The sequence below is a fragment of the Flagellimonas marinaquae genome (genome assembly GCF_003992675.1).
GTDB lineage: Bacteria > Bacteroidota > Bacteroidia > Flavobacteriales > Flavobacteriaceae > Flagellimonas > Flagellimonas marinaquae.
In genome coordinates, this window is the sequence record NZ_RZMZ01000005.1 from 85065 (window position 1) to 101300 (window position 16236).

At 44.0% G+C, this 16236-nt stretch carries 13 protein-coding genes; 6 read left to right on the plus strand and 7 right to left on the minus strand.

The features are described from left to right. Positions 1 to 9: 9 nt before the first annotated feature. From fusA to rpsL, 3 genes are read right to left on the minus strand one after another with little or no spacing between them, the layout of a single operon-like run. Positions 10 to 2136 carry an elongation factor G gene (fusA, locus tag EO130_RS03240; RefSeq protein WP_127140092.1) on the minus strand — a complete coding sequence of 709 codons (2127 nt, stop codon included), beginning with the start codon at positions 2134 to 2136 and terminating at the stop codon, positions 10 to 12. Positions 2137 to 2144: 8 nt separating this feature from the next. Next, complete coding sequence (gene rpsG / locus EO130_RS03245) at positions 2145 to 2621, minus strand: 30S ribosomal protein S7 (protein ID WP_127140093.1); 477 nt, start codon at positions 2619 to 2621, stop codon at positions 2145 to 2147. 19 nt (positions 2622 to 2640) lie between these two features. Further along, entirely contained in the window at positions 2641 to 3015 is a 375-nt protein-coding gene (gene rpsL / locus EO130_RS03250) for a 30S ribosomal protein S12 (RefSeq protein WP_014032016.1), read from the minus strand. 560 nt (positions 3016 to 3575) lie between these two features. Here rpsL and EO130_RS03255 point away from each other — a divergent pair. From EO130_RS03255 to rlmB, 5 genes are all read left to right on the plus strand, one after another. Further along, positions 3576 to 6818: a SusC/RagA family TonB-linked outer membrane protein gene (locus EO130_RS03255; RefSeq protein WP_127140094.1), complete on the plus strand. Its 3243-nt coding sequence runs from the start codon at positions 3576 to 3578 to the stop codon at positions 6816 to 6818. Positions 6819 to 6843: 25 nt separating this feature from the next. After that, positions 6844 to 8514 (plus strand): SusD/RagB family nutrient-binding outer membrane lipoprotein, encoded by a 1671-nt coding sequence (locus EO130_RS03260; RefSeq protein WP_127140095.1) that lies wholly within the window; start codon positions 6844 to 6846, stop codon positions 8512 to 8514. A gap of 48 nt (positions 8515 to 8562) precedes the next feature. Beyond that, positions 8563 to 9492, plus strand: coding sequence for a hypothetical protein (locus tag EO130_RS03265; protein WP_164732864.1), 930 nt, complete (start codon positions 8563 to 8565; stop codon positions 9490 to 9492). Positions 9493 to 9699: 207 nt separating this feature from the next. Further along, the gene (locus tag EO130_RS03270) at positions 9700 to 10443 is read left to right on the plus strand and encodes a hypothetical protein (RefSeq protein WP_127140097.1); all 744 of its coding nucleotides are present in this window, start codon (positions 9700 to 9702) and stop codon (positions 10441 to 10443) included. A gap of 62 nt (positions 10444 to 10505) precedes the next feature. Further along, a complete protein-coding gene (gene rlmB / locus EO130_RS03275; RefSeq protein ID WP_127140098.1) occupies positions 10506 to 11246 on the plus strand; it encodes a 23S rRNA (guanosine(2251)-2'-O)-methyltransferase RlmB in 741 nt (246 codons plus the stop codon). Positions 11247 to 11248: 2 nt separating this feature from the next. On the opposite strand, the gene EO130_RS03280 is transcribed toward rlmB, so the two are convergent. Then, the gene (locus tag EO130_RS03280; RefSeq protein WP_127140099.1) at positions 11249 to 11971 is read right to left on the minus strand and encodes a rhomboid family intramembrane serine protease; all 723 of its coding nucleotides are present in this window, start codon (positions 11969 to 11971) and stop codon (positions 11249 to 11251) included. A 120-nt stretch (positions 11972 to 12091) separates the two neighbouring features. Here EO130_RS03280 and EO130_RS03285 point away from each other — a divergent pair, with 120 nt between their 5' ends. After that, the gene (locus EO130_RS03285) at positions 12092 to 13369 is read left to right on the plus strand and encodes a replication-associated recombination protein A (protein ID WP_127140100.1); all 1278 of its coding nucleotides are present in this window, start codon (positions 12092 to 12094) and stop codon (positions 13367 to 13369) included. Here EO130_RS03285 and EO130_RS03290 read toward each other — a convergent pair. Genes EO130_RS03290 through EO130_RS03300 form a run of 3 tightly spaced genes read right to left on the minus strand, consistent with a single transcriptional unit; the run spans position 13366 to position 16235 of the window. Further along, positions 13366 to 14214, minus strand: coding sequence for a hypothetical protein (locus tag EO130_RS03290; protein WP_127140101.1), 849 nt, complete (start codon positions 14212 to 14214; stop codon positions 13366 to 13368). The two genes, EO130_RS03285 and EO130_RS03290, sit on opposite strands and share 4 nt — an antisense overlap. A gap of 12 nt (positions 14215 to 14226) precedes the next feature. After that, positions 14227 to 15687, minus strand: a complete 1461-nt coding sequence (locus EO130_RS03295; protein ID WP_127140102.1) for a DUF5723 family protein — start codon at positions 15685 to 15687, stop codon at positions 14227 to 14229. Beyond that, positions 15684 to 16235: a hypothetical protein gene (locus EO130_RS03300; protein ID WP_127140103.1), complete on the minus strand. Its 552-nt coding sequence runs from the start codon at positions 16233 to 16235 to the stop codon at positions 15684 to 15686. The genes EO130_RS03295 and EO130_RS03300 overlap by 4 nt, the downstream gene beginning before the upstream one ends. Between the last annotated feature and the right edge of the window lies 1 nt (position 16236).

Below are 16236 nucleotides of genomic sequence, written 5' to 3' on the forward strand. Positions count from 1 at the left end.
GCTGAAAAATTAAGCGGTTACTCCTTTAGCTGATTTGATCACTTCCTCTGCAATGTTGGTAGGTGTTTCGGCATAGTGCGAGAACTCCATTGTTGATGTAGCCCTACCGGAAGACAATGTCCTCAAGGAAGTTACATATCCGAACATTTCGGAAAGTGGCACTTCAGCTTTAACAACTTTTGCTCCTGCTCTATCGGACATACTGTTCACCTGACCTCTTCTTCGGTTCAAGTCACCAACAATATCACCCATGTTTTCTTCAGGGGTAAGTACTTCCAACTTCATGATAGGCTCCAAAATTACCGCTTTTGCTTTCTTGGCAGCTGCTTTGTAACCAAGCTTGGCTGCAAGCTCAAACGAAAGTTGGTCGGAATCCACCGCGTGGAAGGAACCATCTTTAAGGGTAACTTTCATGGCATCCATTTCGAAGCCGGCCAAAGGACCATTTTTCATAGCCTCCCTGAATCCTTTTTCTACAGACGGAACAAATTCCTTAGGAATGTTACCACCTTTTATCTCGTTAACAAATTCAAGACCTGTCTTACCTTCCTCTGCAGGCTGCAAAGTAAATACGATGTCCGCAAATTTACCTCGACCACCTGTTTGTTTCTTGTAAGTTTCCCTATGGTCGGCAGAAGCCGTAATAGCTTCTTTGTACTCTACCTGAGGTTGACCTTGGTTTACTTCTACCTTAAACTCACGCTTCAAACGATCACAGATAATATCCAAGTGCAACTCACCCATACCAGAAATAATAGTCTGTCCGGAAGCTTCATCTGTTTTTACTTGGAAGGTTGGATCTTCCTCGGCCAATTTAGCCAAAGCCATACCCAATTTATCAACGTCTGCCTTTGTTTTAGGCTCTACTGCAATACCGATTACGGGATCGGGGAATTGCATACTTTCCAAAACAATTGGATGTTTTTCATCCGATAGGGTATCCCCAGTCTTAATATCTTTAAATCCAACAGCAGCACCGATGTCTCCAGCTTCGATAAAATCGATAGCATTTTGCTTGTTAGAGTGCATTTGATAGATACGTGAAATACGCTCTTTGTTACCGGAACGGTTGTTCAAGATATAGGAACCAGCGTCCAAACGACCAGAATAAGCTCTAAAGAAAGCCAAACGACCTACGAAAGGATCGGTAGCAATCTTAAATGCCAAAGCGGCAAATGGTTCTTTAGGATCCGGTTTTCTTCTTTCTTCTTTTTCAGTATCTGGGTTGACACCGATGATATCGTCCTTATCCAATGGAGAAGGCAAATATCTACATACGGCGTCCAACAAGAACTGAACTCCTTTGTTTTTAAAGGAGGAACCACACACCATAGGGATAATGGCTCTGTCCATTACCGCTGCACGTAGCGCTGCATGCACCTCTTCCTCCGTGATGGAATCTTCATCTTCGAAGAATTTCTCCATCAACTCCTCATCATATTCGGCAACAGCTTCAATTAAGGCAGCTCTAAACTCCCTAACCTCATCCTGCATTTCTGCCGGAATATCAACAACATCGAAAGTAGAACCGAAGTTATCTTCGTGCCAAACAACAGCTCTGTTTTTGGCCAAATCCACAATACCTTTAAAATCAGCCTCGTCACCGATAGGCAATACGATTGGAACCGCATTGGAACCCAACATTTCGCGAACCTGCTTACAAACAGCCAAGAAGTTGGCTCCTTGTCGGTCCATTTTATTTACGAAACCGATACGTGGTACCTTATAGTTGTCGGCCAATCTCCAGTTGGTTTCGGATTGTGGCTCAACACCATCAACGGCACTGAACAAGAACACCAATCCGTCCAACACACGAAGGGAACGGTTTACCTCAACCGTAAAATCAACGTGTCCGGGAGTGTCGATAATATTAAAGTGATAATCTTTTGTATCAGGCAAAGGCTGTGCGTTCTCCATAGGGAACTTCCAAGTACAGGTGGTAGCAGCAGAGGTAATGGTAATTCCACGCTCTTGCTCTTGCTCCATCCAGTCCATGGTAGCTGCACCATCGTGCACCTCCCCGATCTTGTGACTCACACCTGTATAGAAAAGAATACGCTCTGTAGTTGTAGTCTTTCCAGCATCAATGTGAGCTGCAATACCTATATTCCTTGTGTATTTTAAGTCTCTTCCCATTGTATTGTTTAGAATCTAAAGTGTGAGAATGCTTTATTGGCCTCGGCCATTTTGTGTGTATCCACTCTTTTCTTCACAGCAGCACCTTCTTCTTTGGCGGCTGCCAAAATTTCGGCTGCCAATTTCTGCGCCATTGATTTTTCGTTACGCTTTCTTGAGTAACTGATCAACCACTTCATGGCAGTAGAAATTTTCCTGTCCGGACGAATTTGCATCGGAATTTGGAATGTAGCACCACCCACCCTTCTACTTCTTACCTCAACGTGTGGCATTACATTGGAAAGTGCGTCTTTCCACAATTCCAATCCTGTTTTTTCTTCGTCGGTATTTTTTTCATCTACGATTTCGATAGCATCGTAGAAAATCTTGAACGCAATAGATTTCTTACCGTCCCACATCATCATGTTCACAAATCGTGTAACAAGTTGATCATTGAATTTTGGATCCGGTAATAATGGTCTCTTTTTTGCCTGCTTTTTTCTCATCGCTTCTTCTTAAAAATGATTAATTTTTAGGACGCTTTGCACCATACTTAGATCGTCGTTGCGTTCTTCCCGCAACACCTGCGGTATCCAATGCACCGCGAACGATATGATATCGCACACCAGGCAAATCCTTTACTCTCCCGCCTCTAACCAATACTATCGAGTGCTCTTGGAGGTTGTGACCTTCACCAGGGATGTATGCGTTCACCTCTTTACCGTTGGTCAACCTTACCCTTGCAACTTTACGCATTGCAGAGTTTGGTTTCTTTGGCGTAGTAGTATAAACACGCGTACAAACCCCTCTTCGTTGAGGACACGAATCCAAAGCAGCCGATTTACTCTTCTTGGTAATTGTGGCCCTTCCTTTTCGTACTAATTGTGAAATTGTTGGCATTAAATTTCTTTTAAAAACTAAATAACCCTCTTTTTGAGGGCTGCAAATGTAGTGATATTTCCCAATAATTCAAATCCATAACCATTAAATTTCAACATCTAACAAAAAAAGTTGGGGAGCGATGCTACTATGGCCAACCATACCCTAAAATTATAAGGTGAAAAATTGTTCATTCCAACCTTATTCCTTTTCCAGTTCGTCTTTATGTGGAACAAAAACGAACCCTCTATATTAATGTATAACATCAAAAAAGGTTAAAGCCCCCCCAGCCACCTCCCTTAACATTGCGCTAACAAATAGTCCTTGACCTTTTCGCTAGTGGAGCACAACAGCTCAAATATACAGAACAACCCATCACCCCTTGTCCAGCAACAGGTCTAGACAGCTAAATTTCATTTAAAACAATTCTACCCCCATTAAATTATATAGTTGCTAATGAATTTTACAGTTTTTGCGGTTATTTCATTTCAGAAAGTATTCTTAAAGATTTTATAAAATTAGTTTGGATTATTAACATGGAATTATGATTTTAGCACCTAGCTAATTCAAATAATTTAACAATGAGAACAAAACTTAATGGATTGTTAACGCTATTATTGGCGTTTGTTGTGCATATATCCTATGCACAAGACAAGACGATTACAGGTACGGTTACGGACGCCGATGGGCTGCCGCTTCCTGGGGTCAACATTGTCGTTGAAGGGACCAGCACTGGTACCCAAACTGATTTTGATGGTAACTATGCCATCAGCGCAAGGGAAGGACAAACATTACTTTTTACTTACATCGGGCAAAGACCTGCCTCAAGACCTGTAGGTGCCGGTAATGTAATCAACGTCCAAATGGTGGAAGACACCCAAGCCCTTGAGGAGGTCGTTGTTACCGCCCAAGGTATCAAGCGGGAGAAAAAAGCACTTGGATATTCGGTAACATCGGTAGGTGCCGATCAAATCGAGAACAGATCGGAAGGTGACGTAGCAAGGGTGCTTAACGGTAAGGCCGCGGGGGTGCAGATCACCTCTGGAGGTGGTACATCCGGTTCCGGTACAAACGTTACGATTAGGGGTTTCAGTTCCTTTAGTGGAAGTAACCAAGCCCTATTTATTGTGGATGGTGTGCCTTTTAGTAATGACACCAACAGCCCTGGAAACTTTTTGGACGGTAACCCCGCTCCTTCGCGTTTCTTGGATCTCGACCCTAACAACATCGCCAATGTGGAAGTGTTGAAAGGTCTTGCCGCTACCACATTGTATGGTACGTTGGGACGAAACGGGGTAATCCTGATTACTACAAAAGCAGGAGCTGGCCAGCCAGGCCCAAAAAAAACCGAGATTACGGTAAGCCAATCCATGTTCACCAACGAATTTGCATCCTTACCTGATTACCAACAACAATTTGGTAACGGTTTTGACCAATCCTTCGGATGGTTCTTCAGTAACTGGGGACCCAGTTTCGATCGTGATGGTGTTTCCGGTTGGGGCAACCAAGCGGCCATTGATGACCAAGGTACTTTATTGCACCCTTATGCATCTTCCGCTTTCTTGAACCCTGATGGGCCCAATACGGGCACAAGTGCCTTGGCACAACAGTTTGCCAACCAAAGGTATGACTGGAGACCTTACAATTCGGTTGAAGAGTTTATGCGTCCAGGTAGAACGTTGAACACCTCCGTAAATATCGCTGGTGCTTCAGAGGATGGCAACACAACATTCAACGCCAACCTTGGATACTTGGATGAAGAAGGCTTTACGCCAGGCAACTCACTTAACCGTTTCAACTTCTCGGTAGGTGGACAATCCAAACTTTCCAACAAGTTCAGCATTCAGGCTACGGCCAACTATGCCAGAAGTGATGTAAAGACCCCACCTATTGCCGCGAGTAGAGGTAATGGTTCGTTAGGTCTTTCTGTATTCGGTAACGTACTGTTCACCCCTTTGAGTGTGGACCTTATGGGATTGCCTTTTGAGCAGCCCGAAGATGGTTCCAGTATCTACTACCGTAACGGTAACGATATCATCAACCCAAGGTGGACGGCCAAAAACGTAACGTACAATAACTTGACCAACAGGTTCAACTTCAATGCTTCCTTGAACTACGAGATCAACGAAAACTTGGGATTGTCTTGGAGAACTGGTCTGGATTACTATAATGAAAGAAACGTGAACTCTTCTAACCGAGGTGGTGTTGAATTTACCCAAGCCATATTCGGGTTCTTGAACACATACGACAACAACAATACCATCTGGGACCACTATTTGGCCATTAATGGTGATTATGATCTTTCTGAAAAAATCGGGATGACCTTTATTGCAGGTGCCAACGCGCGATCCGATTTCTTCGACCAGCAAGGTGTTGCTAGTACAGGACAGATTGTATACGGAATCAAGAGACACTTCAACTATGAAAACCAGTTGCCCATCCAATTCTCACAAAAAAGAAACATTGTGGGACTATTGGGCCAGGTATCTTTCGATTATGACAACATGTTGTTCTTGAACTTGAATACCAGAACTGACTGGGTATCCAACCTAGCTACAGAAAACAGGAGCTTGACCTACCCAGGGGTAAGTGTCTCTTTCTTGCCTACAGCAGCCTTCAAGGGGCTACAGTCCGAGAACGGTCTGAACTACTTGAAGCTAAGAGCAGGTTATGCAACTTCTGCAAACTTCCCGACCGGTTACCCAACCGTAAGTGTTGTTGAGCAAAACACCCAAGTGTATGGTGAAGGTGGTGAGATCACCAATAACCAAGTGGACAACTTTAGGGCCAATCCTGATTTAAAGCCTGAGCTTTTGAAGGAGTTCGAGGTGGGTATTGAATCACGCTTCTGGCAGAACAGGATTTCTTTTGACTTTACCTATTATGACAGAAGAACCGACGATTTGATCGTAAGCCAACCACTTCCACCATCTACAGGATTTACCTTGACACAGTCCAACATTGGACAGATCAGTAATAAAGGTATCGAAGCAGATTTGGGTATCGACCTCTTCAGGGGCGGTAAAGATGGATTCAACTGGAACTTCAGGACGAACTTCTTTGCCAACGAGGAAATCGTTGAGGAACAAGAAGAGGATATCATCTTCTATGCAGGTAGTACTGCCCTATTTGTAGGTGCGAACGCCGCTATCAAAGGAGAGTCATTGGGTACTATTGTAGGTACTGCCGTTGCTCGTGACGAAAACGGCAACTTCTTGGTAAACAATGGTGGTAACTATGTGATCACAGAGCAAGACAATGACGGTAACGTTCCAATCATTGGGGATGCGATTCCGGATTACACCATGAACTTCTTCAACAACCTTTCCTATAAGAACTGGAGCCTTGGTTTCCAGATCCAGCATGTGAAAGGCGGGGACATCATGTCGAGCACCATCGCGACCCTATTGGGGCGTGGTTTGATTACAGAGACGGCTAACAGGGAAAATACCTACGTGTTACCAGGTGTAAGCCAGTCTACGGGAGAGCCTAACAATCTTCAGATCAACAACTCTACGTACTACTTCAGCAACTTGTTGTTCGGTCCTGCTGAGTTGAAAATCTATGATGCATCCGTGATTCGTTTACAGGAAGTTTCATTGTCATACTCCTTCCCTAAAAAGTTCTTGGACAAAACTCCATTTGGAGCACTAACATTGACTGCTCAGGGTTTCAACTTGTGGTATGATGCCTACAATACTCCTGACGGAGCAAACTTTGACCCTAACGTAGCCGGTATCGGTATCGGAAACGGTCGTGGTTTCGACTTTATGAACGGACCATCGCAACGTAGATACGGATTCAGTGTAAGGGCATCGTTCTAATAAAAATTGTTAATGATATAACATTATGAAAAATTATTTAAAATATATTTCGCTGGTTTTGTTTGCAGGCTTGACTTTCACCGCCTGTGAAACGACCGATCTGGACTTAAGGGTAAGTCCAAACGATCTTGCTGCCGATCAGGCAGACCCTAACCTCTTGTTGAACTCCATACAGTTGGCCTACGCCTCCAATATGGATGTGATGAGCGACTTGGGAGCAGAACTCACCCGTATCGACTATATGTTCGGTAGGGATTATTTCAACAACTATCCCGGGGATACCTTTAATGCGGTGTGGTCCAGGACCTACAGTAGTGGAACCAATGACCCCGGTACAGGTGTACAAGTAGGGATGTTTACCAACATCAATACGCTGGAGGCCATCGATGCGGAAAGCGACACCGATTATTCCTTCCATTTAGGAGTATCCAAAACACTACAGGCGCACATGTTGATGTTGTTGGTGGATTATCTGGGTGAAACTGCGCTTAGCCAAGCTTCCAGCCCGGATGAATTTCCGGCACCGACCTTGGATGATGGCGCCACTGTTTATGCTGAAGCACTCTCATTATTGAACGAGGCCCAAAGTTTGTTGTCCGGAAGTCCATTGACCTTGGGTGCGACCGATTTCTTTTACGATGGTGATACCTCCAAGTGGTTGAAATTAGTAAATACCCTTAGGCTGAAAGCCTATGTGACCACAGGTGATACGGCCAATTTCAATGCTGTTATTGCTGGAGGCAATTTCATCTCCTCTGCGGACGATGATTTCGAGTTCCAATATGGTACCAGTGAATTACAGCCCGATACCCGTCACCCCGACTATGCTGCTGATTACACTCCTTCAGGAGCCGGTATTTATCAGTCCAACTGGTTGATGGAGTTGATGTTGAACAATGACGATCCACGCATACGTTACTATTTCTATAGACAAACCGATGCTACACCAGGGGCAGATGCACCAGTGAATGAAGAAACACTGGCTTGCTCCTTGGCCGTTCCGCCACAGCACTATCAAGACGGTGGTTTCACCTATTGCAGTGTTCCCAATGGCTACTGGGGAAGATCGCACGGAAACGATGAGGGTACCCCTCCTGACAACTTCTTTAGGACTGCTGTAGGAGTTTATCCAGCAGCAGGTAGATTTGATGACAGTAGTTTTGGTACTGTTGGTCTTGGAAGAGGAGGCGCAGGGGCCGGTATTGAGCCCATCATCCTTTCCTCCTATGTGGATTTCTGGAGAGGGGATATGGCCGCCAACGATACGGACCGTGCCGCTTTCTTAAGAAGTGGTCTGGAAAAATCCATTGCCAAGGTACAATCCTTTGGTTCATTGGATGCCAACGCAGACCTTTCTGTTGCCCCTACCGAAGCTGAAGTGACCGCCTACATAGACGGTATCATTGCAGATTTCAATGCAGCCACCGGGGATGACAAGGAGAACATCTTTGCTGAGCAGTACTTTACCACCTTGTTTGGTGGAGCTACGGAAGCGTATAACTATTACAGGAAAACGGGTTACCCAACAACGGTATTGCCTAACTGGGAACTAAATCCGGGACCGTTCCCAAGAACCTTCCTTTATCCGCAGAACGAAGTGGTGACCAACCCTTCGCTTACGCAGAAACAAACGCTGACACAGCAGGTATTCTGGGATACCAATCCGGCAAGTCCAACCTTTCCACCTGCTAACTAAAAAATAAAAACAGACGATATGAAAAATTGGTTTAAATATATAACTATAATGTTCGCAGGCGTAGCCTTATTGGCCACCTCCTGTGAGGACAGCGATACGGTAGTTGACCAGGTTGTCGACGGAACCGAAAGAGGTGCTGTGCTGAGAACAGCAAACTTAATCTCAAATGAATTGCCCATTGGCGATGATACCGCTGGTTTTTCTGTGGAACTTGAAATACAAGATCAGGAAAATGGTGCGTTAGTTGATCAAGTGGAAGTTTATCTCGGATTTAGGGACAACACAGAAACAGTTGGCCCTGGAACGGATGTAGATGAAGCTTTATATGGAACAGTAGCATCTTCGGAATTTACCAACGGACCCTTTGGATTGCCTCGATTCAGCTATTCCATTCCGTTATCTGATATGCTAGCATTCGTAAACAGAACCGATGCAGACATTACTGGTGGCGATCAGTTCACCGTAAGGTTTGAACTTGTGCTTTCAGATGGCAGAAGATATTCGTTTGCAGACAATACAGGTACGTTAACAGGTTCGTTCTTTAGTTCACCCTTCTTGTATACCCCTTTGGTCATTTGCCCTGTACCAGAAGACTATTTCGTTGGTGAGTATTCCATTACACAGACTAGTGGCTCCGGACCCTTCGGAATAGAAGACGGATTTACCCAGCCTTCAGTTATGGTAACAGCATCCTCGGGTACAGCAAGAACTATAGAGTTTGCTTATGATCCAGGAGGATTCGAAGCTCCATATGCATTCACTTTTGATTTGGTCTGTGGTGAAATTCAAAATTTCACAGGTGCCATTACTGAAGGAGGTCTTGGATGCAGTGATGGAAGTATAGGTCAAACTGCAGTCGCTAACATTCCATACGATTTGGAAGATGATACAGAATTTACAATTCTTATCGAAGATTTTAATCCAGACGGCGGATGTGGAGGAACATACGAGGCTTCTTTGACATTTACGAAGCTTTAGCGCGAAATATTTCTAACATAAAATTATTCTTAACCCCTATGCGCCGCATAGGGGTTTGATTTTAACATAAATCAAATATTCAGCTGGGTAAAAGTGCGAAATCATGTTATTAAACTTGTTATTGAGCATAGCACAAAATTTATAATCTACTTAACATAGTTTTGCTTCGTTTTCCTTATTTTGACAAGACAAACAAAAAATATACGCATGAAATCAATTAAAAACCTAACATTTATAATTACACTGATATCCAGTTCTTTTGCTGTAGCCCAATTCGCAGGCCAATCTCCGGTAATTGCTGGTAAAGGGGGGCCAGGAGGTGCCAGTACGGCTGCCATAGGGTATATTACAGGCTCCATGATGGAAGAGAAAAACACTAAGTTGAATGTTGACGATTTCCAGGGCTCACCATATACCTCGGATAAATTTCAGCCTACAGTCCTTTTTGACAAAGGTGAAAGAGTCGGAGAATTCTATTACCGCTACAATGCTTATAATGGAGAAGTAGAGATAAAGACTTCCATCGCTGACACTGGAGTTGGAAGTTTGAGCAGGGATAAATCCTTGGCAATTCTTGAAGATGGAAAAAAATTGAGCTTCAAGACCTTCATTGATAAAGGCAACAACACCATGAACGGTTATCTTCTGGAACTTATAGATGGTGAAAATTATAATCTTTACCAAAGAACAAAGGTGAAGTACACAGAAGGATCTCCAGCTGCTAATTCCTTTGTAAAGGCAACACCCAATAAATTTTCACACTTCACCGAATACTATATCGAAAAAGAAGGAGGCAACAGAATAGATGAAATAGAAACTTCCAATAGAAAGATTTTAAAGGTTCTTGAAGGAAAGGACAAAGAAAAAATCAAAGCCTATTTGAAAGACAACAAGATGAAAGTCCGCTCCATTGAAGATTTGAAAAAAATCATTGAAGTTTTAAATTCATAACGAATACACAAATAACTAAAAACCCACTACCTTTGGTCAGTGGGTTTTTTATTTTAAAGCAATTGGAAAAAACAGAATCGATTTACGGCATCCGTGCCGTTATGGAAGCCATACAGGCCAACCAACCTATCAATAAGATTTTTGTGCAAAAAGGGCTCAAGGGTGAACTCTTCAAGGAACTCGAATCCACGGTTCGAAAAAGTGGTCTCAGTTTATCCTACGTTCCCATTGAAAAGTTGAATCGCCTTACCCGAAACCACAACCACCAAGGGGTGGTGGCCCAAATATCCCCAGTACAATTTCATGTTTTTGAGGAATTGGTGGAACAGGTTCTCTCCAAAGAAAAAATGCCTTTCTTCTTGCTATTAGATCAGGTTTCCGATGTACGGAACTTTGGTGCCATTATCCGAACCGCCGAATGCTGTGGTGTACATGGCATCATCATTCCCAAAAATGGGGCCGCTCCCATTACGGACGATACGGTCAAAACCTCGGCTGGGGCCGCCTTTAATGTTCCCATTGCCAAGGTAGACCACTTAAAGGATGCTGTTTTCTACCTGCAATCTTCTGGGATTGTGGTGACAGGTGCCACTGAAAAGGCAACGGATGAAATTTACGGAATTGACTTTAACCGCCCTACCGCTATTATCATGGGCTCCGAAGACAAGGGGATCTCCCCCTCTACCCTACAGATAATCGACCATCAGGCAAAACTCCCACTCAAGGGCAAAATCGGTTCATTGAATGTTTCCGTAGCTTGTGGCGTATTCCTGTACGAGGTGGTCCGGCAACGGAATTCCTAAAATCAATCCTCTTCGGATTTTTTATAGTGGTATCTTATTTCAATAGTTTCTTCGGTTGTATCGGGTTTGGTTTCTATAAAATTGCCATGCTCATCAAAATGTTGGAGAAAAGGATCGTCGGCTTCATTATAATCATCGCGTTCCCAAGCATATTTTCGCACTTCCGGAAGCCGAACCTTTGTCACCAAGGCAAAGACCAATCCCATCGCAAAGCCCGATAAGTGACCTTCCCACGAAATACCGTCCTTTACTGGAAAAATATACCATATCATACTACCGTAAACAAAAACAACGACCAAGGACAACGCTACCAACCGATAATTTTTGGCCAAAATCCCTTTGAAAAAAATAAAGCTGGCCAAAAGATAGATTACACCACTGGCCCCAATATGATAGGATGGCCGCGCAATACACCATGTAAGCAAACCAGAGAGCAAGGTTCCGAATAAAAGAACCCTTATAGCCGCACTCTGATAAAAGTAAAACAGAAAAGCGGTCAATACCGCCAACGGAATGGTATTGTTGTACAGATGCTCAATGGAACCGTGGATGAACGGACTAAAAAACACACCCCGAAGTCCAGATAACCTTCGTGGATAAATCCCATAGTCGTTCAGGTTGATGCCAAACTGGACCTCGGCCCAGAACACTATCCATATGGAGAGTATGGCCACCAATGGCGCCAACACAACTGCATTGGAAAACTTAAGTGCATGTGAATCCATATCAACCGTAAATCAAACATCCCGCCATACCAACCCTTAGATACAAATTGTCAGGCAAGGCCAGAAAATCGTTTCTATAACTAGCACAAGATACCATCAATTTTATTTTATTTTTGAGGTATGAACGAACCATTGGCAGAACGCATACGCCCCAAAACCTTGGAGGACTACATCAGTCAGCAGCATTTGGTGGGCCAGCAAGGCGCACTTACCAACCAAATCAAGAACGGTATTATCCCCTCACTTATTTTTTGGGGACCGCCCGGAACGGGCAAAACAACCTTGGCCAACATTATTGCCTCCGAAAGCCAACGTCCCTTTTACACCCTAAGTGCCATTAGCAGCGGGGTCAAGGATGTTCGCGAGGTTATCGAAAAAGCAAAGCAGAGTGGCGGTTTGTTCACCGCAAAAAATCCTATCCTTTTCATTGATGAGATCCATAGGTTCAGCAAATCACAACAGGATTCCTTGCTGGGCGCAGTGGAAAAAGGTTGGGTTACCCTTATCGGTGCCACCACGGAAAACCCAAGTTTTGAAGTCATCCCGGCACTTTTGTCCAGATGTCAGGTCTATACCTTAAATCCGTTTGGAAAAGATGATTTGGTAGCCCTTTTGGAGCGCGCCATTAAAACGGACGTCCAACTATCGAAGAAAAAAATTGAACTCAAGGAAACGGAAGCCTTGTTACGCCTTTCGGGCGGAGATGGGCGGAAGTTGCTGAACATTTTCGAGCTGTTGATCAATTCTGAAAGCGGGGACAACATCAGCATAACCAATGAATTAGTGTTGAACAAGGTCCAAAAGAACACGGTACTCTATGATAAAACGGGCGAACAGCACTACGATATCATCTCAGCTTTTATTAAAAGTATCCGGGGCAGTGACCCCAATGCTGCGGTGTATTGGCTGGCCAGAATGATAGAGGGTGGCGAGGATGTAAAGTTCATAGCGCGGAGGATGATCATCTTGGCTTCCGAAGATATAGGCAATGCCAACCCTACGGCCTTGGTCTTGGCCAATACTACCTTCCAGTCCGTAACCACTATCGGTTTTCCCGAGGCACGGATCATCTTGAGCCAATGTGCGACCTATTTGGCAAGTTCCCTGAAGAGCAATGCCAGTTACATGGCCATCAACAAGGCACAACAGACCGTTCGCCAGACTGGGGACCTTTCCGTACCCATGGCCATCCGAAATGCACCTACCAAATTGATGAAGGACTTGGGCTATGGCAAAGGCTATGATTACGCACACAACCACGAAAATAATTTTGTGGACTTCGAGTTTCTGCCCAATGAGATTTCGGGCACTACATTTTATAAGCCTGGCAATAATCCTAGGGAGAATGCCATGCGGGACTTCCTAAAAAAGAGGTGGAAGGACAAGTACGATTTTTAAAATTTGATCTGTAGCTCTTTCTGGACTTTTTGCCCATTATCGGAATACTCCAACAACCACTTTCCATTCTTTTCAAAGACGACGGCATTATTGCCCATATAGGTTGTCATGAATACGTTGTCCATTGAGGTAGATTCCAATCGGAGTGCTACTTTGGGCGTGCTATCAACTAACTGATAACCATTTTCTGTGGGTTGGGCATATAGCAATCCCTCTGGAAGGGAAGCATGGTCTGCCTCTGTGGTCGGGTTCGATTCCCTAACAATGTTCGTAGGCTTTGGCTCGATGCTTTTGTACACCTGCTCTTCAGTGGTTGCCTTTTGCTCCAGTACGTGTTCGTTAGATTCCTCCTTCACCGATTTTACGTCATTCCTAAAGCTGACCACTATGGTTGCAGGCTCTTCAACCTCTTCTTTGGGCTCATAGGCATAATCCATGCCTACAAACGACACAAAGATATTCTGGATGGCATCCCTATAGGCTTCCTTATACTCCTTTATACGGTTTTTTGCTTCCAGTGATCGAAAAACTTCTTGATTATTACAGTCAATAAGGGCTATGGCCAGTTTTGTTGAGAACATGGTAGATTCATCGATCAAATCTACTGTCAGCCCCAAGCATCGATTCCCTGCTAAATCAACTGGCATTTCATCATCATAGATGGCATTGAAACCGTTCTCTTCAAAATAATACTTGATCAAGGTACTGGTCTGATATAGATTTTCGGACCTGAACTCCTCAAATTTCTTAGGAACGATTATGTATTTGTAATCGTTTAACTGAGCATTCGCGGCACTGCCAAACATTAGCACAATCAGTACAAAGTAGACAAATTTCGATTTCATACAGAACTATAATCAATTATTGTTCCAAGATATAATATTAAATCCGAACTGTAAAGAAGCATAGTGACTGTCCGCTATATTGGAGTAGCTCAAAAGATTATCGGCCAATACATAAAAATTGATTGGGCCCAGCTGTAGATTGGCTCCCAATCCAACGTTTGTGAAGGTATATTTATCTACGGTATATGTGGTCTTTAATGAAAGCACCCTACCAAAGCTCCGTTGATAAAACCCTGTAAGCGCCGCTTGCACACCCTTGGGCCGTTTTACCATAAACAACTGTCCGCCTACGCTGTTCCTGTAATAATCTCGATTGTTTCCTCCATCCACGTTTACGCCACATCCACAATTCTCGAATACCGAACCTCGTCCGCCTTCACCGAAATCATACCGAACGGATCCATACAGTTTGACAGGTCTCCACGAAATATAACCCGAATCGTTTTCGCCATAGGGCAATTCTTCCTCAATATCGTCCAGCAGTTCTTGCCAAAGGTCGTTGTCTACATTGTTGATGTCCTCTGGAAGAAATACGGTTATTCCCTCTGTTGTTGTACTCCCATTGAGGGTATAGTTCCAAACATCTTTGGAATTGCTTATGAATCCTACATCCAAAATACTTCCTGTAATGGTGGTCTGTGTATTCAAGTTGTAACTGAAGCCAAAATCAAGGCCTAGCCCCAAATTACCCCCCAACAATACGCGTTCGGTAAACAAACTGGTTACATCTTTTTGTGTAGTTCCGGTATCTTCTTCGGCAATATCATAAAAGCCCCTAATGCCTGCAGTTTGCAACTGCATGTCGGCACTAATGGCACTTTCATAAATATTGTTCTGCCCAGGCCTTGTAACAAAGGAACCGGAATTACGTATGGACTGGAACTGGAAGATACTGGAATAGATTTTGGCTCTTCCGCCAATCGTAAGGCTGTTGTCTATTTTTTTATTGATGCCAAAATGGAACACATTGATCATTTCGCCCCTGAGATTCAAGTCACCTAGATCAAAACTTCTACCAATATTGTTGCCCCCATTTCCTTCAAAGGCCAAAATAGCCAAGTCTTTGGGCCAATAGGAAATTATATCCATCTCGCCATACATTCCGAAGGAATAATAGGTATCTGGCCTGTTTCTTCCCCTAAAACCTACGGTAATACCTTCTATTTGGCTGGTGGAACTAAAATCGTCCCTATCGCTCATCACGTCCAAGAGGCGTTCCCTCACCTTGGTAGTAAAGTCTACCCCATCGTTGGCGAACAAATCGTTTACGGTAACGCCACTGGTGGCCCCTTGAAATGCCAAGCCTGATAGCACAGGTATGCCCGCATGCCATTTTTGGGAAGTCTTTACCCCTGGATTTACCATCAAAGACTGTGGGATTTCATTGAAATCGTAGAGTAATTGTTTGTTCTGCGCCGTAGCCAGTACGTTGCAAAGCAGCGCAAAAAGAAGTAGTCCGGACGGTATTCTCATTGGAGTTCAAATAAAAATTCAGCTCCCGACCTTAGGATCACCTTCGGGTCATCCTGTGAAGAAACACTGGAGGTATCGCCCAAATTAAGTGCCCTAATTCGCAAACTATAGGTATTGGCAAGGATATCCAGACTTTTACCTCCGGGCCCATAAAACACATCCCTTGTAACTACACCTGAAGGGTCTGCCGAAATATCGAGTACCTCCATGTCCAGCACCGTTCCCCCCTCATCCAAAAATTCAATGAGTATCCGAACAGGCTTGCTTGTCGTGTTTTCCATTTCATAGGTAATGGTCCCCTCCAGCAAACGTTCCGCCACGTAGTCTTGGCTAAACGCATCAAAATTTACTTCCCGAGTATAAAATGGGCCTCCCGAACTGGCAGAGTTAATGGTATCCTCATCGGATTCCAAATAGAAAATTCCTGAAGCCAAGATCGGAGTAATGGACAAATCATCAATTTGACTGAAGTCCTGTTCCTCGGTACAAGAAGTTGTTACGCAAAGGAAACCCGCGAGCAGAACTACGCCATAGAGCAATCTTTTCATA

Coding starts and splice junctions, on each gene's coding strand:
- fusA (WP_127140092.1), bottom strand. CDS start 2,136: ATGGGAAGAGACTTAAAATACACAAGGAATATAGGTATTGCAGCTCAC.
- rpsG (WP_127140093.1), bottom strand. CDS start 2,621: ATGAGAAAAAAGCAGGCAAAAAAGAGACCATTATTACCGGATCCAAAA.
- rpsL (WP_014032016.1), bottom strand. CDS start 3,015: ATGCCAACAATTTCACAATTAGTACGAAAAGGAAGGGCCACAATTACC.
- EO130_RS03255 (WP_127140094.1), top strand. CDS start 3,576: ATGAGAACAAAACTTAATGGATTGTTAACGCTATTATTGGCGTTTGTT.
- EO130_RS03260 (WP_127140095.1), top strand. CDS start 6,844: ATGAAAAATTATTTAAAATATATTTCGCTGGTTTTGTTTGCAGGCTTG.
- EO130_RS03265 (WP_164732864.1), top strand. CDS start 8,563: ATGTTCGCAGGCGTAGCCTTATTGGCCACCTCCTGTGAGGACAGCGAT.
- EO130_RS03270 (WP_127140097.1), top strand. CDS start 9,700: ATGAAATCAATTAAAAACCTAACATTTATAATTACACTGATATCCAGT.
- EO130_RS03280 (WP_127140099.1), bottom strand. CDS start 11,971: ATGGATTCACATGCACTTAAGTTTTCCAATGCAGTTGTGTTGGCGCCA.
- EO130_RS03285 (WP_127140100.1), top strand. CDS start 12,092: ATGAACGAACCATTGGCAGAACGCATACGCCCCAAAACCTTGGAGGAC.
- EO130_RS03290 (WP_127140101.1), bottom strand. CDS start 14,214: ATGAAATCGAAATTTGTCTACTTTGTACTGATTGTGCTAATGTTTGGC.
- EO130_RS03295 (WP_127140102.1), bottom strand. CDS start 15,687: ATGAGAATACCGTCCGGACTACTTCTTTTTGCGCTGCTTTGCAACGTA.
- EO130_RS03300 (WP_127140103.1), bottom strand. CDS start 16,235: ATGAAAAGATTGCTCTATGGCGTAGTTCTGCTCGCGGGTTTCCTTTGC.